Source organism: Bradyrhizobium sp. AUGA SZCCT0283 (genome assembly GCF_018130385.1).
In the GTDB taxonomy this organism is placed as follows: Bacteria; Pseudomonadota; Alphaproteobacteria; order Rhizobiales; family Xanthobacteraceae; genus Bradyrhizobium.
In genome coordinates this window covers 1-23,492 of sequence record NZ_JAFCLU010000053.1, presented here as the reverse complement: position 1 = coordinate 23,492, position 23,492 = coordinate 1, and the positions used below count along the sequence as shown (strand labels likewise).

The window sequence follows — 23,492 nt, the reverse complement described above, 5'->3', positions numbered from 1 at the left end:
TAGTGGCGGCTGTTATTCTTCCGGGACCCACACAGTTAGACTATCGCAAAAAAACTGAAGGGGCCACCTTGCCACAAGTAGTAGCTGGGCGGCGCGCTCAACGGTTGCTCAACGCGGGTTACCTCCAAAGAGGCACCTCGGGCTGTGTCCGAACTTGAGATGAAGCGATCATGCGAGCTACCCTTACGCTTGTTGCTCTGCTTGTACCAAGAGCCGAACTCCGGATGAAACTCGGCGAGCGCGCGCCACCAACGCAGCCAAACTAGGCGCGCCAACGCCTTCGTTGCCTCACTCTTGAAAATTCAGGCTGTCAGAGCACTCAGCCAGACGCCGCAACGAGGGATCGATCGATTGTTTGGCGTACATCAGATCGAACTTCGATCACAACGGGGCCGTTCGCCGACATTGCTTCCGCGACGACCTCGGCTGCCCGCGCTGCGTTCGTGATCGTATAGCCCTGCGCGCCGAATGCGCGGGCAAGGGCCGCAAAATCGGGGTTGGACAGGTCCGTACCCCAGGGACGTTTCGGAAATGCTCTCTCCTGATGCGAACGGATGGTGCCGTACGATTGATTGTTGGAGATCACGATCTTTATATTGAGTCGGCGAGCAACGGCAGTTGCCAACTCGTTCCCGGTCATCAGGAAACCGCCGTCGCCGCAAAACGCGATCACCTGACGATTCGGATAGCGAAGGCTCGCGCTCAATGCGGAAGGAACACCACTGCCCATCGCGCCGCAGGCGGAGCCGAGCAGTCGAGCTGACGGCTTGAAGCGGAATATCCGGTGCACCCAGGCGGCGAAGTCGCCGGAGTCGGTCGTCACGATACCATCTGCTCCGAAAAGTTTGGCGACGGCCGCAACCGCATGGCCAAGGACATCAGCGCCGGGGATACGCTGCTCGGGCCATGCGTGCACCGCTTCTCGAGCTTTCGCCGCAGCTTCGATCCACCCACCGCGCTCGCGTACGACGACCGGCAAGTCGAGCCAGGATCTTAAGAAGGGATGCGCCGACGAGACGATCGCAACATTCGTATGTAAGTGAGTTCCGATCGCATTCGGATCGGGGTAGACGTGAACCAGGGGCTGAGGCGTCGGCGATTTTCGCGGAAACCGAAATCCCAGAGAAGACAAATCGCCGAGCCGGGTTCCGATCGCAACGATCAGATCCGCTCGCTCAAAGAGCCTGACATGAGCTGGCGAGGTGAAGAAGCCAAGGTGCCCAATCCAGAGCCGGTGATCGTTCGGATACTGATCCTGCATCTTGGTGGTGACTGCGACTGGGACATTCCAGCGCTCGCTCAGCGCGATCAGATCCTTGCGAAATTCCGCGCTGCGACACTCTCCTCCGACCAGCAGAATCGGCCTCTCCGCGTTGCCAACCAGGGCAGCCGCCCGCTCGACGGCGGCTCGACTGGGCTCGGCTCGCGTGACGCCGTGAACCCTGGCGGTGAGCAGGCCGGCCTCCATCTCGAGAACATCTTGAGGAAGCTCGATCACGACCGGCCCCGGCGTGCCGCTAAGCGCTACGGAAAATGCGCGCGCCATCATCTCAGGCGCCTGGGCCGCCGAATCGATTCTAGTGGACCATTTAATGAGGCCACTGAACGCCCGCCCGGTGTCGATCTCCTGGACTGCGTCACGATTGAGGTCCGGCGTCTCGACCTGACCAACCAGCAATACGAGGGGTATGGCCTCCTGGGAAGCTACATGGAGACCAAGCGCCGCGTTGGATGCGCCCGGTCCGCGGCTCGCCATCACCACTCCCGCGCGGCCGGTGAGCTTGGCGTCGGCAACTGCGGCAAGACTGGCGCTTCCCTCGTGGCGGCACGTCACGAGGTCGATCTCGTCGCGTTCGTACAGGGCGTCAAGGAGCGCAAGAAAGCTTTCGCCGGGTACGCAAAATGCCCGGTCGACGCCATGTGCGATCAGAGTATCCACGATTAGATCGGCAACCCGAAAAGCCATGCCACACCATCTCAGTTAGACGACCATCACCAGCCCTGATCGACTGGATAACGCACCGACCCGTCTCACGCCGCAAGCTTCACCGCGTGCGCAAAATCCCAATACAGCTTCCGCGCACGCACATAGAAGGGGCCGGGCTGAGCTGCCGGTCGTCGATCCGGATCACCGGCGCGACCTTGGCGAAATTGCCGGTCGAAAAGATCTCGTCCGCGGCGAGGAAATCGGCATAGCGCAGCGTGGCCTCTATCACGGTGACGCCTTCGCCGCGCAACAGGTCGATCATCCGCTGCCGGGTGATGCCGTTCAGGAAGGTGCCGTTCGGCGCCGGCGTGTAGACAGCACCATCTTTCGCCATGAACACGTTGGAATTGCCGAACTCAGCCACGTTGCCGAGCATGTCCAGCATCAGGCAGTTCTGGAAGCCGCGCGAGGCGGCCTCGATCAGCGCACGCGAACAGTTCGGATAGAGACAGGCGGCCTTGGCACCGACCGGAGCGCATTCGGCGGTTGGTCTGCGGAACGGCGACAGCGTGATCGCGCTGCCGACAGGCTTCGGGATCGGCGCTTCGTAGATGCAAAGGCACCAGTCCGTCGTTTCCGGATCGAAGAGCATTCCGCCCCCGACGCCGTTCTGTGGCCAATACATCGGCCGGATGTAGAGCTCGGCATTGACCGGGAACCGGGCGATGCCTTCGTGCGCCAGACCCTGCCACGTGTCGAGATCGACGATCGGCTTGAGCCCGAAGTTGACCGCGGATTGATTGACGCGGGCGCAATGGCGGTCCAGGTCAGGCGTAACGCCTTCGAAAGCGCGTGCACCATCGAACACGGTCGAGCCGAGCCAGAGCCCATGGGTGCGTGGCCCCATGATCGGCACATTGCCCTCGTGCCACTGGCCCTTGAAGAACGTCCATGTCCGCGAATGGCTGACGGACTTGCTGATCGGTACAGGCGACTGAGTTACGGTCCATAAATCACCAGCTCGGTATCCGACAGATCGGCAAGCCGGGGGCACTGCGGACCTTTGAAGTATTTGCGGCCGCGCAGCTCGCGATAGAAGCCGACCAGGTCCTTCATGCGGCCATTGGCGTCGAGAGCGACCGCGATCCGGCCGCGCCGGAGCAGGAAGCGGCCGATAGCGCCGGCGCAGGCGACATAGTCGGCCACGTCGTGGCAATAGATCAGCTGCATCGCCGGTAGCGCGATCCGGCGGGTACGCATCGGCTGCAGGACGAACGGAAAGCCGCGGCCGTCGGCCGCGCGGCACGCCAGGCTGAGGCAGCCGTAGGCAGCGTGCCGAGCAAGCAGCGCGACGTCGGCTTTGGGCAAGCCGTCGATGGTCTGCGCGTCCTGCTGCACGATCTCGACGCGCATGCCCTTCGCCGAATGCGACAGCGCGGGAAAGGAAAAGAACAGCCGTCGCAATACGCACGGAATCCCTGGGCTTCGATGGTCGGCCAGGTCCAGTGCGCCGGGCTGATGTTGAGGTAAGTGACGTGCTCGTGGCGCTGCGCGACCTTGGTCAGCATCGGCGCATAGTTGCGGAAGGCGGGTTCCACATACCAGCTGGAAACATTGCAGCGGATGCAGGTCCCGCCGCCGTCGTCCCGCGCGGCGTAGATCAGCAGCAGAACACCAACGGGCGTCCCCTCATGGTCGAGCATGTAGCCAAAGCGCGGGAAACCCTCGGGCACCTCGCGCCCTTCCATCCGGTAGTCGCGCGATCGGACCTCAAAGCCGCGCGTCAAGAGATCGGCGACGGCGGCAAGATCGGCGCTTCCTATCTCGCGGCATCGGATCATGGTCCGAACTCCGTCATACGATCCGATCCCGCTTCTTCGTCAGCAGGTCGGCGAGCGAGAGCCCGGCGAGCGGATCGCGGCCGTCGTCCGGCGCGGGAATCTCCGGATCGGGCGGCCCCCAGCTTGCGTCTGTGGCGACGAGCCGGAATTCCGGTTACAGAGCGAGCCCCTTCTTGCGCCTCCTACCGTTACCCATGGTGCCCGAATGCGCGGTATCCGCCGCGGTCCGAGATCGGCCTCGTTCGGCTTCTTCCGGTAAGGGCCAGCGGCCTTGAACGTGTGGCACGCTGCGACGCTATGTACAGCAGCCAGTTGCGGTAAATGCGCCTGGCCGGCAGATGCCAGACGTTTCTCAGATTCTTTGCCAGGTGATCGGCCGGGAAATCGGCGAAAAACTCAGGGCATCTGTCCGAAAGGGCTGTTCGCCGGAAGGTGGTCAGGATCTCTTCCGCCTTCGTGCCAAAATAACCTCTCGGTATCGTCGGACAGACTTCGTTCTCTCCCCGGAGGAACCGGCCCATGTCCCTTCTGTATTCGCCCAACAGGCTCTGGGTCTCGTATTCCGGATGGCCCTGGAAATGGACGAAAAGGCTCTTCTGTTGCTTGACGAAGCAATCGACGCCAGCCTCCGCCGACTTTGTGAGAACGGAATATCCGCAGCTCGCGATAGCTTCCTCCTGCACCTCGTTCCACCGGGCGTGCGGTATTCTGAAAGTCGCGGGAACGTCGTGCATCAAGGGATGATCTGTCGTCTTCGTTTGAGTGAAGACACCGATGCATTTGGCAGGCAGCGCGTGGCGCTCCACGCCGTCCATATGCAGGACGGCCGCATGGACGGCGAGACAGGAATACAGCGACGAGATCGTATTCTCCCTGGCCCAATCCATGACCTGGACGAGGGCGGTCCAATATGGCTCGTCCGTCAGGCGGGAAGCTCTCGGTTCGGCGCCGGTCACGATTACTCCGTCCAGGCTGCCGATCACCAGATCGTCGGTGCTGCGGTAGTATCGACGCACGTAATCGCGCCCCCATTCCGAACGGGGCGTCGTCTCCATCGTGTAGAAGTGCAGCCTGACGACCAGCGTTCCGGCCGCCGCGTCGAGCAGGTCGAACAGCTGGCGCTCGGTGGACATCAAGGCGGCATCCGGCATGTTGTTGATCAGCCCGATATCGAGGCACTCCGCCCGGTTTCCCAGTGATGCCTTTGCGGCGGCGCTTCCGCTCGGTGCTCTCGAGAGGAGGTGGTGGTCGTAGGAGTCTATGTCGACTAGGACAGGCATCGGAATGCGTTCATGGCTGGGTGCATTTCGATCCGCGGCATGGAGCGCCTGATCAAGGTCGGCGATGATGTCGTCGACGTGCTCGATTCCTACGCTCAGCCTGATCATCTCGGGCCGCACGCCGGCCTTTTTCTGCTCTTCCGGCGACATTTGCCGGTGCGTGGTCCATGCGGGATGGCAGGCGAGCGATTTCGCGTCGCCAATGTTGACCAGCCGCTTGACCAGCTTCAGCGCGTCATAGAACCGCTTGCCGGCCTCGAATCCTCCAGCTACGCCGAAGGTCAGTAGCGAACATGCCCGGCCGCCCAGATATTTCTGTGTCAGCGCGTGATAGGGGCTGTCGGGGAAGCCCGCGTAGTTCACCCATCCGACGCGGCGGTCGTTGCGCAGAAACCGCGCGATTCCTTCGGCATTCTCGACGTGGCGCTCGATCCGCAACGCGACGGTCTCGATGCCCTGGAGCAACAGGAAGGCGTTCAGCGGCGCCAGGATGGAGCCGGTGTTCCTCAAGGAGACGGCGCGGCAGCGCGCGATGTAGGCGGCGGGCCCGTAGCGTTCGGTGAAGACCAATCCGTGGTACGATTTCTCCGGCTCGTTCATCATCGCAAAGCGCCGGCCATGCTCCGCCCACGGGAATTTGCCGCCGTCGACGATGATGCCGCCGAGCGTGGTGCCGTGCCCACCCATGAACTTCGTCAGCGACTCCACCACGACGTCCGCGCCGTATTCGATCGGTCTTAGCAGGATCGGGGTAGCCACCGTGTTGTCGACGATCAGCGGCACGCCGTGCCTGTGGGCGACCCCAGCCATCGCTTCGATGTCGCAGACGTTTCCTGCCGGATTTCCGACGCTCTCGCAGAACACCGCGCGCGTCTCGTCGTCGATCAATCTTTCCATGCTCGCCGGACGGTCGTCTTCCGAGAACCGGACCGTGATGCCCTGCCGCGGCAGGATGTGCGCGAACAGCGTATGCGTGGTGCCGTAGAGTTGCGGGACCGAGACGATGTTGGTGCCCATCTCTGCGATGTTGGTCACCGCATAGTTCACCGCCGCCTGACCGCACGCCACGCTGAGCGCCTCGATGCCTCCTTCCATGGCGGCAACGCGCTTCTCCAGTACAGCGTTGGTCGGATTGCCGATCCGGGTGTAGCGGAAGCCGTCCACTTCGAGATTGAAGAGCGCGGCTCCATGATCGGCGCTGTCGAAGGCGTAGGAGGCCGTCTGGTAGATCGGCACCGCGACGGCCTTGGTGGCCGGATCGTTGTCGAAGCCGCCGTGGACGGCGATGGTCTCTCTCTTCATGGAGGTTGGCCCTTCGGCGCTTCGGGCGCGGGCTACCTCGGGATTTCGTTGGAGCATCGGAGTTCCTCGAATGCCGAATCGTCTAGCGATCGTTCCGCGGGAAGCCGAGCAGGTTCCGCACCGCGGTCGGCCATCTGGCGACGTTGCTGCCGTGGGTGTGGAACATGGCGACGGCGAGACGGTCCATTCCGAAGGCCACGCAGGCGGTATGGGCCGGCTCCCCGGAGGCATCCGCGATGCCCCAGGTGACGCCGAAATGATCGCGGTGGTAATTGAAGCTCATACAGGCGGTTGGTTGCTCTTCGGAGCGTAGAGGCACCAGCAGCTCGAACTTCAGCGCCTGCTGTTGCTGGCTCACCGCCTTCATCCGTCCGACCCGGCCGAAGAACGGATCGCTGGCGTAGTCGATCCTGAAGGTCAGCCTGAGATCGCTGGCGACCTCCTGGGCAAGCATCATCCAGCGCTCCCGGAATTCCGAGACGTGGTCGGGGCTGCCGATGCAGACGTATTCGCGCATCCTGAAGGACTGCAGCCGGTCGAGATGGCGCGAGGGCTCGCGACGGAAGCAATCGGCGGCCACGTCGAAGAGCCAGCCCTCCGCCGGTACCGGACCGCGGCTCGCCGCGATCGGATAGACGGGATAGCAGGCGGCCGGCGACAGCACGAGGTCGGCCGGCGACAGCGCCGCGGTCCAGTCTCCCCCGGCATCGAAGCGGCCGACCGCTACGTCGATCTCGTTTTCCGTGCCGTGCAGGCCGCAGACGCAGCCCAGCAGATTCGGGAAGCTCTGACCAAATACGTGGTGCGCCATATGATGGCCGACGGCGCCGGGCGCATCGTCAACATCTCCTCCATCATCGCCTCGACCGGCTACAACGGCCTGTCCGTTTACGCCGCGTCCAAAGCCGCAGCCGGCGGCTTCACCCGTTCGCTGGCCCGCGAAGTCGGCAAGCTCGGCATCACCGTGAACGCGATCGCGCCCGGCTTCGTCGACACCGAACTGACCAAGTCCCTGGACGACGACGGCCGCCGGCGTATCGCCGGCCGCAGCGCGTTGCGCCGCTTGCCCGAGGCCGACGACGTCGCTTCCATGGTCGAATATCTCCTCGGAGAAGGCGGGCGCAACATCACCGGCACCGTTTTGACTGTGGACGCCGGCAACACCGCCTGATGGTCTGCGACGGCCGGCACACGCCCAGCGGCGCACCGCATCGCCTGATGTGGGAGCTGCTTCCTTGGACGTACCCCTTAAGAGTTTCGCGCAGCAAGCGGCTAACGGAATAATGGGGGACGAGGCGCGAACGCTGGTGCATTGGCCAATCGGGTTCGTGCGATGGCGCCGCGACGTGCAGCCTAACTCGGAATGGTATGCGCGGGTCCTACATGCGAGGAATAGAATTGCCGGGCAACCGAAGTGCATAACATAAAGTGAGTAATAACGCATTGGAATAGGCCATCACACCGTGCGGCGGTTGATTGCAGATGGGTCACCCAATGAAAGAGCGATCACTCTCAAGCAAGGATGACGTAGGTGTCGCCTACGAGATCTCAGGCACATTGGCCGTGCCCAGGCAAACTTCATCCTCGCTGAAACTTACGATCCGCAGATACTTCCCAAGAGGGGCGCTTATGGCACACGAGACGATGCGTTCAAGGCGCGAGATCTTTATGCGAAGGCTGATGCCGCGGGGACCAAGGAGGCGAAGGCTCGCATGGAGGCGCTGCATCCGTAGCACAGAGTTTTCTGCGCCGGGAGGGCGGCAGCGCCTTCAAAGCTCGGAAAGGAATTGGCTGATGAACTGGTTTGATGGTTTAGGTCCGCGACTTCTGCTCGTGACATTAGCGTCTTTGCCCGTGATCATTCAGCCGTTTGCTGCGGACGCACAGACGCAAAATGCCCGGCTGCAAGGCGTTCGTCTGGCGGCTCGCGAGCCGCCGCCAAAGCCGCAGGTGGCGATGAACGCCTGGACGGTCGGTGTTGCGGGAGGCCTTCTCGAAGGTGCGCCAATCCGCCTGGCGGCGGAGATTGCCCGTGTCGTAGATGACGGACACAATCTGCACGTTCTGCCGATCGTGACACGCGGCGCCACGGAAAACGTGAATTCACTGCTCTATTTGCGCGGCATCGACGCCGCGATCATCAATTCCGACGCGCTGGAGGAATATAAAAGCCAGGTGCCGGATATTCAGCAACGGCTTGCCTACGTGCTGAATCTGTTCCCGTCCGAACTTCATATCTTCGTTCGTCCCGAGATTCAGAGTCTGAACGATCTCGCCGGCAAGAAAGTGAACTTCAATACCCAGGGCACCGCAGCGGCCTATTCGGGCCCGCTGATCTTCAGTCGGCTCGGCCTCGAGGTGGAAAAGACGTTCATCCCGCATCAGGTCGCGCTCGAGCAGATGCGTAAGGGCGAGATAGCGGCGGTCGTCTTCATTACCTCGAAGCCGGTAGATGCTTTCCTACGAGGCCGTTGGGAGCCGGGGTTCAGGTTCTTGCCAATGCCCTATGACAGCAAGTTCGAGGACTACTATCTGCCCGCCGTGCTCGATACGGCGGACTATCCCAATCTGATCAAGCCGGGCGAACCTGTAACGACGATTGCCGTTCCGACCGCTCTCGTCGCCTTCAATTTTCCGGCGAAATCGAACCGCTTCCAGCGCATCGCACGTTTCGTCGACCATCTGTTTTCGCGGATAGGCAAGCTGCAGGAGCCCGGCTTCGACCCGAAATGGAAATCGATCAATCTCGCGGCGACGGTTCCTGGCCTCGCGCGCTTCCCCGCGGCGCAAGCGTGGCTCGAACGACGGCCGCACGCAACGCATGCATCGCAATGAGAGGCGCAGCCATCCTGGTTGTTGCTGGAATCGCACTCACAAGCGGGATTGCCTGGACGCAAGGGGCAGAAGATCCGGCGGCGCAGCTTCGCGACTGCAGCCCGATGGAGCGCGCCGAACAGATGGAGTGCCCGGACAAGGCGTCGCCGCCGATCGCGCCTGCGCATCCGGCGGCTTCCAAAGGAGACAACTGGATCGTCAGCCAAACGACCTCGCCAGTCGACTATTCACCAGTCGCCACCGCCACGACCTTGTCGGATGATGGTGCGGTCGAGTCCGTTATGAAGCTTTCCATTCGCTGCCGCAGGGGGCGGACCGAATTGGTGGTCGCAGGACCCGGCATTTCAGGCCGCGGCAACGGATACGCGATTTCCTATCGTGTCAACAACGGTCCGCAGGTGCAGATCGCGGCCGCACCGCCAGCGTCGGGGGCTGGGGTCGCGTTTGGGGGCGACGTTATTTCCTTGCTGCAGTCCCTTCCGGACGCCGGCAGCCTCAGCGTCCACCTTGCGCCCCGCACGGGAACCGCGGTGGATGGAACGTTTTCGCTCGGCGGGTGGGAAGCGGTGCGCGCGAAGATGGTTGTTGCGTGCAAATGGTCGCACCCAGTCGCGAATCCGAACAGGTGATGGTGTTTGATGAAGTTTGTGCATAGGAGAGTTCGATGAACATGTTTCAACATATTGCGAAGATAGCCACGGCAGGAGCCGTCACGGTTTTGTTCGCCGCATCGTTCGCCGCGGCGCAGGAGAGCGGACGGTACCGGGTGTCGCCAATGGCGGGTGACGCCGCGCTCCAGCCGGGCGTTGCGGCAAAGCCCGCCACGCCGATGCAGAAGCGCGCCCCCCTTGCTGCCATGGCCCGGGCTGCACCCGAATCCATAGCGCATCATTTGATCCTGCAAGTGAACACAAACGACCCCGCCGCGATGAACCTCGCGCTCAACAACGCAACGAATGTTGCGCAGTACTACAAGGATCTCGGCGAGAAGGTGAAAGTCGAGGTGGTCACGTTTGGGCCCGGACTGCATATGCTGCGCGACGACACGTCGCCGGTAAAGGCTCGTATCGAGGAGATGATGCTGAGTACGCCGGAGGTGTCGTTCAAGGCCTGCGGCAACACCCAGGAAAGAATGCGCAAGGCCGAGAACAAGGACATCGCGATCGTTCCTCAGGCCGAGGTGGTAAAATCAGGCGTCGTACGCGTGATGGAGCTGCAGGAGAAGGGATGGTCCTATGTGAAACCGTGAGCGAGGTGCTGGATCCGGAGATCAGCCTCCAGCGCCCACAATGCTCATCGATGGTGCTCCGCTGCGCCTAGCGCTAAGGGCTTCCTGCGGATATCTCTACTGTGTTTTTGACGTAGACCTGTGATCGGCCGGGCTCAAGGCTGGCGGCTGCGCGCCACCGCCTCCGGCGGCTGCCGGCCTTGACCCCATCCGCTCACAGGTCTGTTGGGCCTGCAGGCGCTCGGCCGAATGCCGAGCGCGGCTTGGCGCGCTCGTTAAACCACCGCATAGCGACTGGCATCCCATTCCTCGCGGCGCGCGATCATAATGTTGAGAATGACGATCAGCTTGCGCATGCAGGCGACCAGGGTAACCTTTGGCTTTTTGCGCTTGGCGGTCAGGCGGCGAAAGAACGTCTTGAGCACCGGGTTGTGCTGGGTCGCAGCTCCCATGCAAGCCATGTAGAACAGATTGCGAACCCTGCGGCGTCCCCCCTTGATCTGGCGCTCGCCCTTCCGTTTGCCGCTATCGTCATCGTACGGCGCGACGTCGCGACAAGGTTGGTTGCGCGCGCGAGCGCGCTACTCCAGGAGGGCGACATAGGGCGCGGCTTGTACTCGAGCGCGCAGTCGAGATGGGGAGCGCCCAGGCGAACTTCGCGCTCGCAGAAACCTACGATCCTCCTTGCGAAATGGGGAACTTACGGTACCCGGCCAGAGGGCGTCGTTGGTCCCAAGGCCGTCAGCTGGCAAATCTGGCCTGACGGCTTGATGGGGCCGGACTATCGTGGTGGACCGCGTGCGGGGGGAATGAAGTCGCCGTGACGAGTTTCCAGGACGCCATGACAATCTCGCGATAACAGCCGCACATGACGGCTTGGCGACGCGTCGATCAATCGTGCAAATTGGTGCGATGTCTAATGTTGGCGGCCTTCTCGACAGTTCGGGAAGCACGACGCGGGATATCCTCGCAGCGGATTTCAAGGCGTGGGTGGGTGTCTGAGGCGCGCAACAACCAGAAACGTGCTCGATCGAAACGTAGGACAGCGAGGCCAGCGAAAACGCCTGCGGCGCCTCCAGCCATTTTTTGGAGTGCGTCTAAGGTTCTCGCGTGGCGATCCGGAGTAAGAAACTGCAGAAGCTCAAACAATGCGGCGCTACCAAGTACGATGAGTAGGACGGCAAGAGTGCGTCGGGGATAGGCTAAGCAGAAGAGCGTGCCGAGAATGGCAAATGCTGCAAGATGTTCCAGCTTCGCCGAGGTCAGCAAAATCGGCCTATCTCTAAGCGGCGACAGGGTCGAATAAGCAATGACACACAGACCGGCCCATGCAGCGAACTTAAGTAGTTTTTGAAACATGAGGTTTTTCCTCCCGGCGTTGCTCTACTGCCTGCGTAACTAGCCCAAGCGCAGAGCTTGCCATAGCGGCCTGCTCTCAGGACCGGGGTCGCGCCGTAAAGCCGGTACGCGGGGCCAGCCTACGCAAGTGAACCGGGTGGAATAGTTGCTAAAAAGGGGCACTCCTCTTGAGTTCCACCGGCTATGGTCGTCGCAGGCGCCATTGCAACCCGCCATGGATTGAAGAAGACGCCCTCAGGACGCCGCGCCAGCAGTTGTTCGAGGTACATTGCGCATCGAGAGGGGAAGCTTGCGGAGATCCTTGCCACCTACGGCCAGCACGTCGAAGGCGCAGAGCTGAACTTCGAGCGCGTTGAAATCCGCGATGACGTGAACATCGAGCGCGACGGCCTAGCCACCGAGAACGAATTGCCCGAGACCTTGCCACGCCGCCATGCCGCAAGGCCTCATCTACCCTCAGAGCTGGGGCCTTCTGTGTCGTCCACTGCGCTGGTCGGCATGTCGAATGTGAGCGAGGCAAAGACTCAGATAGATGGTCGAGGTTGCGCAACCGATCGTCCGTTGGCGTAGACCGCCATTGCGTTCGTGAACGATGGTTTCCGGAACTTCGTAAGCGAAGGCTTCGATTATTCCATTGGGAGGATGCCGATGGAATCCTGAGCGGTGATTTCGGCGAGCTTGTCGATCTTGTTGTCGTGCGCGTGATAAACGGTGACGGCGTGAACTTCGCCCATGCCGCCGAGGATCACGACCAGGCATTCATCCCATCCGGAGGTGTAGTAGGCGACGCGGGGCCGGTCGCGAGACAGCGAGAAGCTGCTGATCTGGGGCAACGACTATGACACGCCGGATGGCACCGGAATCCGCGATTTCATTCATGTCGTCGACCTTGCATCGGGACATCTGAGTGCCTTGAGCCACCTGAAACAGCCGGGCGGGCTGACCGTCAATCTCGGGACAGGAGCCGGCAGCAGTGTTTTGGAGGTGGTTCGGACATTCGAGGATGTGAGCGGCAGGTCAATTCCGTATGCAATCGGCGAACGCAGCGCGGGCGATGTTGCAATCTGTTATGCCGACCCGACGCTTGCGGAAGAAGTATTGGGTTGGAAATCAACGCGATCCTTGACCCAGATGTGTGCCGACCATTGGCGCTGGCAGATGAGAAATCTGAATGGCTATCGCGGTACGAACTTCATAGTTGCGCGCGTTCCTGATGATGCAAGCTGACCGGTTGTTTCATGCCGTCGAAGGGAAGGCGAATTGCCCGTTTTGCTGGATCTGCTGGTCCCGACGATCACGCCGCTTCTGGTCCTCATCACCTGCTGCCGACCCGCGGCGAATCAGCTGCGGTCACGTCAGTCCGGCCCGTCGCAGATGGGGCGCTTGAACTGCCTACCTTTCGGGAAGGTACGTCAGGAACATCCTGGTATCGCAGGGTGACCTCGACCGCGTCACCCGGCTGCAACTCGGTGTCTTCGCTCGCGACAATCCGTTCCGGCCCTTTCTCGCCCTTTCTAATGATGGCAATGTCTGGATTGCTGCCGGCTCCTCGTACGAGCTGTGATCGAACCATCGCAGTGTACTGAATCTTCTCGCCGACGCTCTGCAGCTTCTCGCGAATTTGGTTGAGCCTTAAGCTCGTGCCTTGCAGCTCACGGAGCAGGTCAAGTCGCCGCTGATCGTCGAGCTTTGTCAGCTTTCTCGAAAACTCGTCCTGCTGCTTCTTGACCTGCAGCAGTTGCGCGGAGGTTTGCAGCTTCCGGGTTGATGACAGCAACACCGCGCGACGCGCATCCGTAACGCGCGGGCTGGTCGCATTCCCCTTGGCGAACAGATCGGTCGCTTTTTGCAGTTCTTCGAGGTCCGATTGAAATCCTTCTTCCTCCTTCTTCTGCTGCTCTGACAGCACCCGGACCTCATCATCTCCCTGTCGCACCCCGCGCTGAAGGTACGCCTTCTCCAGCTGATAGTCATTCTGCTTTGTCTTCAAATATTCCTTTTCTGCATTGAGGATTTCCGAAATCGCCGATCGAGCTATCGGTACGTCCGTCACAGCGCTTGGACTGATCTGGGGCGCCTCTCCGAGTTCCGTCTTGATACGCCACAAGTGCGCCTGCTCTTTGGCGAACTCCGTCCAAAGCGATCCATATTCGGCTCTCAGGTCTGCTGACTCGAGATACGGGTTGTTCATTTTGATGCGCATGACATCGTAGCCGCCGGCCACGGCGACGAGTTGGCGCGCGGTGGTGGCTGGACGATAAGGATACTCACCCGGCTTCGACACGTCCCCATTCACGTAGACTGGCCTGTATTCCGCCACGATCGTCGTGACTTCATCTGCGTCTATCACGATGACGACCTCACGGCCATCCGGAGTCCGCCGTCGAAACACCTTGCTCGCCAGTGCGGCTCCGATTTTGGCCCGGATCTGCGGTACGTGCAGGCCGGCTACTGGAAGCGTTCCGCCAAATGGCAACGAAATGTTTCCGTCCATTTGGACCGCAACACGATTCCGTAGCTCCGGTACGCCTGCCACCGCGACCTCCAGTACATCTCCAATACTTACTCGATATTCGGCCTTTGCTTGAGTGACGGAAATTGTCAAGCCAACAGCCGCCAGGATCCACTTTATGGAACGGCCTAGGTTGCTGCCAAAAATTTCGAAATGAAAACAATTGCGCAGTCTGGAGTTCGGCATGGTGGCAGCTCGCTGTACGGACTTGGTCATCGGGGCGAAATCCTTCTGTGGCACGTCCACATCGCTGCTGCTCCAGCAATCCGTCCAGACAGGCGATCCGCAAAACCAAAGTTCAATTATTCGGTCCTCTATTCGCATCCCCATCGGACCCATTGGGACGGGCAATACTGCTGCCGGAATTCTAGAGCCGCACTGCCGCGGCTCAATGGACCATCGTAGCTACCCATTTTTTGCCAATTCCAATTCATTGACCCGGAATGTACTGATTTAGCTGAGGATACGCAGAGGGTGCCAGTGTATGAGGAATGCGTCCTTTACCAGTTTGCCGGCCTCTACCAATCTTCCCGTACATTCGGTCGATGTCGGCAGGGCATTCCGGGCAACCGCCGGCAGGGGCAGGTTGGCTGCCCTATTGGGTGTGGCAGCAGGCACCGAATTCCTGCTCGTAGCCTTTGCGGCTTATTTCGCAGCCGTCGTCTATTATCGGTTGATCCTGCTGCTCTGGCCCGACCCCGCCCAGTACATCCCGGAATCCATTCTGATTTCCACGTTGCAATTGCTTGTATCAATAGGACTCCGGCAATATTCGCGGATCCAGACGCAACCCCGCCACGTGTTCCTGTGGAGCGGCGCCAGTAGCGTTTTCCTCGTATTCTCCTTCTTCATCTCGACGATATTCATTCTGAAAATCTCAAAAGACTACTCGCGCGCTACCGTCATCGTCCAAGGCGTGAGTGTCATGCTCGCAGTCCTCTGCACACGGACAATATGGTTCTCATTACTGCAGCGTGCCATTGCGTCAGGGCTAATCGACGCCAGGCGCGTTATTCTTGTCGGAGATCCGGATCACTGCCTGCATTTTTCCGCTCGAGCTATGGCCACCGGAATTCGGACCATCCGCTCGTTCGACTTTCCGACGGTTTGCGTCGACTCCTCGGCACCGGCGCGTCCCGGCGCCGTCAAAGTGCTACCTGATGCCCGCCAACTGGTCGCGGAGTGTCGGCCCCTCCGAGCGGATGACATTGTCATTTTGACTTCGGAATCGGATGTTCCGTCTGCTCTCACGCTTGCCAGCGCCCTATCAGACCTACCCGTCGACGTTCACGTGGTTCCTGTAGGCGCTATCGGTCTGATGGCCGTGTCGCGCATGACCCAGTTCGGCAACATGGTGACGATGCGCATCTTCCAGTCCCCCCTTACTCCGTTGAACCGAGCAATTAAGCGAGCATTCGACGTCACCGTGGCAATCGCTGCTCTTTTTGCGGCTAGCCCCCTCTTCGTCATCGTTCCGATTGCAATCAAGCTCGATTCCCGTGGGCCGGTACTGTTTCGCCAAACGCGGCACGGCTACAACAACGAGCCCATTCGCGTGCTGAAATTCCGATCGATGACCGTAATGGAGCAGGGCGACAATTTCACGCAGGTCGCCAGACACGATCCACGTGTGACCCGTCTGGGACGCCTCCTGCGCCACACCAATATCGATGAGCTTCCGCAATTGTTCAATGTCCTGGTCGGCGACATGTCCATCGTCGGGCCCCGTCCACACGCGACCGCGCAAAACGAGGCGTTCGCCGAGCTAATTTCGTCATTTTCCCGTCGCCACAACGTCAAGCCTGGCATTACCGGTTGGGCTCAGGTCAACGGCTTCCGCGGCGAGACCGATACTCTCGAGAAGATGCAGAGTCGTGTTGAGCATGATCTCTACTATATCGATAACTGGTCACTTCTTCTCGATCTCAAAATCATAGTTATGACTCTCCTTTCCAGAAAGGTGTATTGGAATGCGTATTAACGCGCTGCATCTTCCATTGACCGACCTTTTGTTTGTTAACTTATTCAGTAAGCGAGCGGAGCGTGTTGGACTTGGGCATCCGTCGTGTCCCACCTGGCGGTGAGTTTCATCTGATGTGCGGAGCCCTCGGTAGTCATTAGCGCTGGTGCGAGAAAATGCTGCAGACTAATAGAACGGATCGTTCGGTGAATATGCCGCCTGAACTTGCTTCGCCCGCGGAGTCCCTGGCACAAGTGGTGGCGTTCATACGGCGACACTCCTCGATCACGTTGCTGACGTGTTGCGTAACGATTGGCGCTGCCGTACTCTACCTCATTGCTGCAGTACCAACGTTTACCGCCAACGCGGAACTCGTCATAGATACGAAAGCGGCTCCAGGAGACCCGGCCTTCGTGTCAACGAATGTGGAAAGTCAGATCGCAATCATAAAGTCTCAGGGTATCGCACGTGCCGTGATACGGAAACTAGGTCTAGCAGAGGATCCGGAATTTGCCGGGCAAGCTGGCGTCGTGCGCGGCATGGCCAGGTCGATATCCCGTCTGCTCGGTTGGAGGAAACCAGAAACGGAATCTAGTGCGATGCGATATGCCGTGGAATCGTTCGCACGCAAGCTTTCGGTGAAGCGCGTCGGCGTTACGTACATTGTCGAGATTACTTTCAGCTCCCCCGACCCTGATCGAGCGGCGCAGATCTTAAGCACGGTTGCTGACACATATATTATGGCTCCAATCGAAAACTACAAATCGGCTTTTCAAAGTCAGAAATGGGTCAAGGATCGGATGAACGAACTAAGCAGTCAAGCGTCAGCTGCCAAGAAAGCAGTGGCGGATTACTATAAGAACGGGAAGGATTCCGCGGGTCCTGTCGATGCGGACGCACTCCCATCGCAATTGAAGGCGAGTGAGCTCCGCGAACTGGAAGCTGCTGCGGATACCGCTACAAGGACCTATGATAATTTTCTCCGCATGCTGCGCTATATGGAGGAAATGCAACAGCAATCCTCGCCGGTGTTCGAGGCGCGCCTGCTCAGTGAGGTGTCCCGTCCCTTGACCGCCAGTTCGCCGAAAGCGGGACTCGTGCTTGGAATATCGATTGTCGGCGGGGTACTTCTTGGCATCGCTGTCGGAATGCTGCGCGATCTGTCAGATCGAGGCATCCGCCCCAGCGGGGACGGCGCCACGGTGTCGTCTGTGGTGGTTCTTCAACAAGGTGAAGCGGCTCTGGCCAATGAGAACCATACACCCGCTGCCCTGTCACCACTTAGACGCCAGAACCCGAGGGAGGAGGCCGGTGCGTTAGCAGCGCACGCCGGGATTAGGCGCGGCCCAGAAGGATAAGCTAGCCACGACATCACGGCCGCGCTCGATCAGCTGCTTGGCGTTCTCGATCAAGCAAAATGGGAGTGACCTCTGAGAGTCTTGATTGTCTGCGGACCGTTCCTTTATGGAACAGACGCGAGAGCGGTTCAGAATAGAAGGTTGGCCAGAGCTCTGGCCAGCGCGAAGAGTAATGTCGTGTCCGTTCTTTCCTTTGATCTGAACCTGGACGGGCAGATGGGCAGTACGCAATTTCCCGATGAGATGGAGGTGGTGCGGTTTCTCCCCTCGACGACGATACAAACCACCGTCCAAAAGGTGAACCTATTTCATTCGAAGGTGCTGAAAAGGGCGGCTTTGGAGTTCACGCAGAATTTCATATATCCAAAATCTGATTTGATGATCGGGGCTCTACGTCGTCGTGTGGAGGAATTCCATCCCGACATCGCAATCTTCATCGCACAACCTTATTTTATCCCGTTGCTCGGGCTGCAGCTCGAACGTTTCAGTGGGATGAGAAGAGTTGCGTTTTTTTCGGACCCGTGGCCTTATTGGAATCTGCCGAGACCTTACGGTACTTTTGCTTTTCCTTTGGCCGGCAACTACAATAGGTATTTAATCTCAAAAATATATACTGACTTTGATCGAGTCCTATACACAAATCCGTCCGCTGTGGAGTTCATGTTTGGTAACTATCCTGAGCTAAAACGGAATTCCAACAAGCTGGCTATAGCGAGCCATCTTGCGGATGAGATCATCGAGACTCCATCAAAGGAAATAGCCGAACGCGTCCGATCTTCGGTGGTTCATCTCGGCGAGTTATCCAAGCAACGTTTCACACCCCAACTTAAAACGGCGATAATTGAGTGTATCAAGACTCATGGGATATCGTTCACGTTCATCGGCAGCGTTTGCGAGAACCTAAAGCAAAGCCTGGAGCTTGGTGAGTTCGGGAGTGGTGTGTCTCTCTTGGGTCCGCTGTCCGATACGCTCAGCAGATACATTGCAAGTATAGCATCGGTGAACTTGATCGTTGAAGCAAACATGAGGAGCAATAGTCCATTTCTACCGAGCAAGCTCACGGATGTTCTGACAAGCTCTGATCGGTGGGTGTTCGTCTCTGGAACGCGGAGCCAGTCTGACCTTGGCGTCGCACCAGAGGGAGCTGAGAGTGGGATATGCGTTCCTCACGACAGTTCCGCGATTGTCAATGCAATACTCGCCGTGGCTCGGTCAGGTCCTGTCAACGGCGATCCATGCGTTGAATCGTTGCGGGCCTTGGCGATTGAACGAAATCGAGATCTGGCAGCCAAGTTTCTAGAGTAGTAGCCAATTCCACACAAGACGGCCTTGTGCAAGCGACGTCGGGATTAAAGGAAGCGGAGATCACGCTTACCGCTCAGGGTGAAAAGATGAAAATCGCCATTCTCGTTGGAACTCGCCCGGAAATCATCAAAATGGCGCCGGTCATTCGCGAATGCCGGAAGCGAAAGCTCGATTACTTCATCATCCATTCGAAGCAACACTACTCGGAGAAACTTGACGGGATCTTTTTCTCGGAACTCGATCTTCCCGCACCGAAGTACAATTTGAATGTCGGCTCCGGCGGTCACGCGAACCAAACGGGCCGCATATTGATCACGCTTGAGCCGATCCTGATGTCGGAGCAACCCGATGTATTGCTCGTTCAAGGAGATACGAACACCGTGGTGGCTGGCGCACTAGCGGCGAACAAACTTCATATCAAGGTCGGGCACATCGAGGCTGGATTGCGCTCGTTTGACCAAACCATGCCGGAAGAAAGCAACCGCATTATCGCCGATCATATTTCGGATTATCTTTTTGCCGTCACCGACTTGCAGGTCGGTTACCTGAAAAGCGAAGGTCTTCCGGAGTCGAAAATCTTCAAGGTCGGTAACACGATCGTCGACGCTTTGCTTTCTCACCGGGTTCACGCGGAGAAAACGAGTCAGGTTGTTTCCGAACTGAAATTACAAACAAAGGGATATTACCTCCTTACGTCCCACCGGGCCGCGAACGTCGATGATCCGGATGCGCTGAAGGAAATCATCGAACTGATTGGGAAAATCCCAGGCCAGGTGTGCTGGCCGATCCACTATCGCACCCAGAAAGTTCTCAAGGAAAGCAAAATTGATTTGCCTGGGAACCTGGCCTGGACCGATCCAGTCGGCTATTCGGATTTCCTGAGTTTGCTTTCGAATTGCACGGCCGTTATTACTGATTCCGGCGGCGTCCAGGAAGAAGCTTGTATCCTCGGCGTACCTTGCGTGACGATTCGCGATTCCACGGAACGGCCCGAAACCGTCGACGTCGGCGCGAATGTTTTGGTACACCGAAATGCAGAGGCGATGGTTGCGGCTCTCAATCGCCCGATGAGCCCTTGGACGAATCCATTTGGAGACGGCCACACCGCCGAGAGAATTATCGACATCATCATGGGCCAACATGTGCGACCGGTGCCGCAAACGCAGGATACCGTTTGCGTTGTGGGCCTTGGTTACATGGGACTTCCGACTTCCCTGTTACTTGCGAAAGCGGGCGTAAGGGTCACCGGCTTTGACCTCCGCGAGAAGAAAGTGATTGAGATCAACAGCGGCCGCTGCCCGTTCGAAGAACACGGTATTTCGGAATTGTTAACGGCGGCTTTGAAGACTGGAAACTTCAAGGCTCAGACGAAGCCTGCGACGGCAGATGTTTTTGTTGTGGCCGTGCCGACTCCGCACGACAACAAGAAGTGCGATTTGTCCTTCGTTGTTTCGGCCGTGAACAGCCTGCTCCCCGTCATGAAAAACGGAAATCTCCTCATCATCGAATCGACGATCAAACCGAAGACTTGTGAAGACGTCGTACTTCCAATCCTCCAATCGAAGAATTTGAAAGTCGAAGTAGCGCATTGCCCGGAGCGCGCGATTCCTGGCAACACGCTACATGAGATCGTGCACAACGACCGCATCATCGGCGCCACGTCGCCGGAAGCAGCACAAAGAGCAGCGCGCCTCTATTCGACATTCACGAAGGGCGCGAGTCACCAGACCAATCTCGTGACTGCCGAGTGCGTGAAGCTGATGGAAAACACCTTCCGCGACGTCAATATCGCTCTCGCGAACGAATTTTCTTTGATAGCCGACAAGTTCAGATTCAGCGTCTCGGCTGCGATCAAGCTTGCCAACAAACACCCGCGCGTCAACATTTTACAACCGGGAATCGGCGTCGGAGGCCACTGTATCGCCGTCGATCCGTGGTTTTTGACCGAAGACATCGGCGAGCTGAATCTTATCAGAACGGCGCGCACACTGAACGACGAGATGCCGAAGCATACCGTTGGGCGAATTCAGAACAAGATCAGCCCGGCCGTTAAGAAAATCGGAATCTTGGGAGTGAGTTACAAGCCGGACGTCGATGATGCTCGCGAAACTCCGGCTTTGGCAGTCGCAAAGCTTCTCTCCAAAAAATACAAAATCCGTTGCCACGATCCCTTCGTGAAGGATTGGGATCTCCAGCTCTTCCCCATAGAAGAAGTCGACGGTTGGGCGGACGTGTTGGTCATACTTTCAAATCATAAAGCCTACGCATCCAGGAAGTTCGAATCTCCGCTGCTTTCGTTTGACAAGTTGATCAACGCTGACTGGTGCGATTCTACACGGTCATCGACCGCATTGCTTCTGACAAAGGAGAAAATTGAGGCAGAGCCTCGACGCGCTTCGCGACGTAAGATAAACGATCGATAGCCTGACCGGGCCCTTCGACAGATGTTCAGCAAATTTCGCAAGCAGTCGGCGTCGCGGCTCAACGTCGTGGAGGTAACGCGCCTAGGCGAGGGAGGACGAGGCGGTATCGATTGCATGATGGATGCCATTCGACACGAGTTTCGCGAGCGTCCGCGTGTCAATGTTGCTCTTCAATTCGTGGTTAGTCGCGGAGCGAATATATATATATCTGTCGCCCATCGTGTTAGCATGGGCCCTTCTTAAAATAGTTTGCCTGCAAGCGTGGCAGGGGATCGATGTCATTCATATAAGCCTTTCTAAAACCGCAAGCGCGTACGCATAGTTATTATGCCCAATTCGACCAAGGAGCAGCGTGGCAATTTTCACGTCAATGGCCCGGTCAAGATCTTGTTTCTCGGCCGTCTTAGCCCAACCAAGGGAATTAGCGATCTCCTCGATTCGTTCGAGACAATTCGGCATCGCAATGACTGGCAAGCAACGTTCGCTGGTGACGGAGCAGTAGCATAGACACGTATATTGGTCGAACGCCGTGGGCTGGCCAAACGCGTGAAAGTACCCGGATGGTTCGACGACGATTCTGTAACGGCTGAACGACAGGCAGCTGATATTCTTGTCTTACCGTCTTGGGTCGAGAGCTTGCCAATGTGCGTGGTGGAGGCTTTTGCTCACGGATTAGCGGTTGTGTGCACCCCAGTCGGAGCCTTGCCAGAGATTGTGGAGCACGAAATGACAGGTCTTTTGGTGCCCGTGAACAATGCGCCAGTTCTGGCTTCGGCGTTAGAGCGGCTTCTAATTAATCCCGCCCTTCGAGCTAGGGTCTGTTGGGATTCATCGAGAGTTTATCACGGCGGCAGCCAGATGGATCATGGAAGCGAAGCTTTGATCGGTCTTGTCGGCGCGCATGGCGATGCGTTTGAATTCCTTGAGCTTGCCGAAGAAGTTTTCGATGAGATGCCGCCATTTGTACATCTCCTCGTCGATAGCGAGAGGCTTTGCGCGACGCGGATGCTGGGAGATGACGACCTTGGCGCCGCGCGCGTCGAGTTCGGCGATGATGGCGTTGCTGTCGAACGCCTTGTCAGCGATCAGCGCATCGAAGGCCAATCCCTCAATGAGCGGCGGCACGCCGACGGTGTCGAAGCGCTGTCCGGGCAGCAGCACGAAACGCACGAGATTGCCGAGCGCATCGGTGAGCGCCAGGATTTTGGTGGTCATGCCGCCTTTCGAACGGCCGATGGCCTGGCTCTGAGTCCCCCTTTTGCGCCCTGTCCGTGGCGGTGGACCTTGACGATGGTGGCGTCGACCATGGCATATTCCATGTCCGGCTCGTCCGAGACCGCGTCGAACAGGCGCTTCCACACGTCCGCCTTCACCCAATCGCGGAAACGCGTGTACACGCTGTTCCAGTGGCCGAAAGCGCGCGGCAGATCGCGCCATGGATTGCCCGCACGGGCAGTCCATAACACCGCCTCGACAAACAGCCGGTTGTCCTTGCCGCTGCGTCCGGGATCGCTCGGCTTGCCGAGACAAAGCGGTTCCATCTTCGCCCATTGGGCGTCAGTCAAAACGAATCGGTCCATCCGCAGCTTGAATCACAACCAAGCCCGGATGAGAATCTTGAGGGTTCTGTGAGGTCGTGGGCACGGCGGGGCCTGGGACGCGCGCGGGCGCGACCTCGTAGAAGCCGGATTGAACGAAGCCGCGGTTGTTTGGGCACTATGGGGATAGTGGCGATGGTGTGCCGCCGGGGCAACTTTGACAACAGCTGCGCAACCGACGCGACGGGTTATTTTGGCAAGGACGACCTCGCGGATCGGGTGCCGGGCGTGAGAAGGACATCAGTTTGATGCGTCGGCCGGTTCCGCAGTGGGGATTGCGGCACTCGATTGGCATAGCTGTCGGGGTGGCGACAGTTTGCGCAGCAAGCTCGGCGGCAGTGACGACGATAACAGGCAGCGATGAGATCATGACGTATCACAGCGGAATGGCTGATGGGCGGAGGAGCGCGGCACGGCTGCGATCCGCCGCATGGTGCCGCCGCAATCGGGGCAGATGAGAAAGTCACAGGCGCTGCTCTGTCGATCGCGTTTGGCGTGACCGGTCGCCAACTCGGAATCGGCCGTGGCGTGATGGGCATCGAGCAACCGGCGGCAGAGAGCGAG

The 23,492-nt window shown here is 59.0% G+C and carries 14 protein-coding genes and 9 pseudogenes; 11 read left to right on the top strand and 12 right to left on the bottom strand.

The genetic code is table 11. The features are described 5' to 3' along the window. Window positions 1-319: 319 nt before the first annotated feature. From JQ624_RS36185 to JQ624_RS36160, 6 genes and pseudogenes are all read right to left on the bottom strand, one after another. Entirely contained in the window at window positions 320-1,966 is a 1,647-nt protein-coding gene (locus JQ624_RS36185; protein WP_212423651.1) for a thiamine pyrophosphate-dependent enzyme, read from the bottom strand. A 65-nt stretch (window positions 1,967-2,031) separates the two neighbouring features. Continuing rightward, window positions 2,032-2,909, bottom strand: a pseudogene (locus JQ624_RS36180) (branched-chain amino acid aminotransferase). A gap of 17 nt (window positions 2,910-2,926) precedes the next feature. After that, window positions 2,927-3,768 (bottom strand): annotated as a pseudogene (locus tag JQ624_RS36175) (acyl-CoA acyltransferase). 188 nt (window positions 3,769-3,956) lie between these two features. Further along, the gene (locus JQ624_RS36170) at window positions 3,957-5,048 is read right to left on the bottom strand and encodes a homoserine O-succinyltransferase (protein ID WP_212423657.1); all 1,092 of its coding nucleotides are present in this window, start codon (window positions 5,046-5,048) and stop codon (window positions 3,957-3,959) included. 24 nt (window positions 5,049-5,072) lie between these two features. Next, a pseudogene (locus JQ624_RS36165) lies at window positions 5,073-6,350 on the bottom strand (O-acetylhomoserine aminocarboxypropyltransferase/cysteine synthase family protein); the annotation flags it as partial. Between the two features lie 82 nt (window positions 6,351-6,432). Beyond that, window positions 6,433-7,140 (bottom strand): annotated as a pseudogene (locus tag JQ624_RS36160) (amino acid--[acyl-carrier-protein] ligase); the annotation flags it as partial. Between JQ624_RS36160 and JQ624_RS36155 the strand changes: the two are divergent. The 4 genes and pseudogenes from JQ624_RS36155 to JQ624_RS36140 all read left to right on the top strand — a co-directional run. Further along, window positions 7,138-7,521, top strand: a pseudogene (locus JQ624_RS36155) (SDR family oxidoreductase); the annotation flags it as partial. The pseudogenes JQ624_RS36160 and JQ624_RS36155 overlap by 3 nt on opposite strands. Window positions 7,522-8,144: 623 nt before the next feature. Continuing rightward, window positions 8,145-9,185 carry a TAXI family TRAP transporter solute-binding subunit gene (locus JQ624_RS36150; RefSeq protein ID WP_212423656.1) on the top strand — a complete coding sequence of 347 codons (1,041 nt, stop codon included), beginning with the start codon at window positions 8,145-8,147 and terminating at the stop codon, window positions 9,183-9,185. 104 nt (window positions 9,186-9,289) lie between these two features. Further along, on the top strand, window positions 9,290-9,814 hold the full coding sequence (locus tag JQ624_RS36145) for a hypothetical protein (RefSeq protein ID WP_249130348.1): 525 nt from the start codon (window positions 9,290-9,292) through the stop codon (window positions 9,812-9,814). 35 nt (window positions 9,815-9,849) lie between these two features. Next, a complete protein-coding gene (locus JQ624_RS36140) occupies window positions 9,850-10,434 on the top strand; it encodes a DsrE family protein (RefSeq protein WP_212423649.1) in 585 nt (194 codons plus the stop codon). 254 nt (window positions 10,435-10,688) lie between these two features. Here JQ624_RS36140 and JQ624_RS36135 read toward each other — a convergent pair. After that, window positions 10,689-10,949 (bottom strand): annotated as a pseudogene (locus tag JQ624_RS36135) (transposase); the annotation flags it as partial. A 355-nt stretch (window positions 10,950-11,304) separates the two neighbouring features. Beyond that, a complete protein-coding gene (locus tag JQ624_RS36130) occupies window positions 11,305-11,772 on the bottom strand; it encodes a VanZ family protein (RefSeq protein ID WP_212423648.1) in 468 nt (155 codons plus the stop codon). Between the two features lie 183 nt (window positions 11,773-11,955). Between JQ624_RS36130 and JQ624_RS36125 the strand changes: the two genes are divergently transcribed. Beyond that, entirely contained in the window at window positions 11,956-12,342 is a 387-nt protein-coding gene (locus JQ624_RS36125; protein WP_212423647.1) for a hypothetical protein, read from the top strand. Between the two features lie 56 nt (window positions 12,343-12,398). Here the strand turns inward: JQ624_RS36125 and JQ624_RS36120 are convergent, their stop codons facing one another. Continuing rightward, window positions 12,399-12,605, bottom strand: coding sequence for a hypothetical protein (locus JQ624_RS36120; RefSeq protein WP_212423646.1), 207 nt, complete (start codon window positions 12,603-12,605; stop codon window positions 12,399-12,401). Here JQ624_RS36120 and JQ624_RS36115 point away from each other — a divergent pair. Beyond that, a pseudogene (locus tag JQ624_RS36115) lies at window positions 12,583-12,999 on the top strand (NAD-dependent epimerase/dehydratase family protein); the annotation flags it as partial. The gene JQ624_RS36120 and the pseudogene JQ624_RS36115 overlap by 23 nt on opposite strands. Before the next feature lie 88 nt (window positions 13,000-13,087). Here JQ624_RS36115 and JQ624_RS36110 read toward each other — a convergent pair. Then, window positions 13,088-14,500, bottom strand: coding sequence for a polysaccharide biosynthesis/export family protein (locus JQ624_RS36110; RefSeq protein WP_249130345.1), 1,413 nt, complete (start codon window positions 14,498-14,500; stop codon window positions 13,088-13,090). Between the two features lie 370 nt (window positions 14,501-14,870). Here JQ624_RS36110 and JQ624_RS36105 point away from each other — a divergent pair, with 370 nt between their 5' ends. From JQ624_RS36105 to JQ624_RS39855, 5 genes and pseudogenes are all read left to right on the top strand, one after another. Further along, complete coding sequence (locus tag JQ624_RS36105) at window positions 14,871-16,265, top strand: undecaprenyl-phosphate glucose phosphotransferase (protein WP_249130344.1); 1,395 nt, start codon at window positions 14,871-14,873, stop codon at window positions 16,263-16,265. Between the two features lie 155 nt (window positions 16,266-16,420). Further along, on the top strand, window positions 16,421-17,602 hold the full coding sequence (locus JQ624_RS36100; RefSeq protein ID WP_212423644.1) for a hypothetical protein: 1,182 nt from the start codon (window positions 16,421-16,423) through the stop codon (window positions 17,600-17,602). Between the two features lie 177 nt (window positions 17,603-17,779). Next, window positions 17,780-18,907, top strand: coding sequence for a hypothetical protein (locus JQ624_RS36095; RefSeq protein WP_212423643.1), 1,128 nt, complete (start codon window positions 17,780-17,782; stop codon window positions 18,905-18,907). An 86-nt stretch (window positions 18,908-18,993) separates the two neighbouring features. Further along, the gene (gene wecB / locus JQ624_RS36090) at window positions 18,994-21,330 is read left to right on the top strand and encodes a non-hydrolyzing UDP-N-acetylglucosamine 2-epimerase (protein ID WP_212423642.1); all 2,337 of its coding nucleotides are present in this window, start codon (window positions 18,994-18,996) and stop codon (window positions 21,328-21,330) included. 327 nt (window positions 21,331-21,657) lie between these two features. Continuing rightward, a pseudogene (locus JQ624_RS39855) lies at window positions 21,658-22,134 on the top strand (glycosyltransferase family 4 protein); the annotation flags it as partial. A gap of 24 nt (window positions 22,135-22,158) precedes the next feature. On the opposite strand, the pseudogene JQ624_RS36075 reads toward JQ624_RS39855, so the two are convergent. Together JQ624_RS36075 and JQ624_RS36070 are read right to left on the bottom strand one after the other, a co-directional pair. Beyond that, window positions 22,159-22,871: pseudogene (locus JQ624_RS36075) on the bottom strand (IS5 family transposase). A 423-nt stretch (window positions 22,872-23,294) separates the two neighbouring features. Further along, a partial coding sequence (locus JQ624_RS36070) for a hypothetical protein (RefSeq protein ID WP_212423639.1) occupies window positions 23,295-23,492 on the bottom strand: 198 nt, incomplete at its 5' end.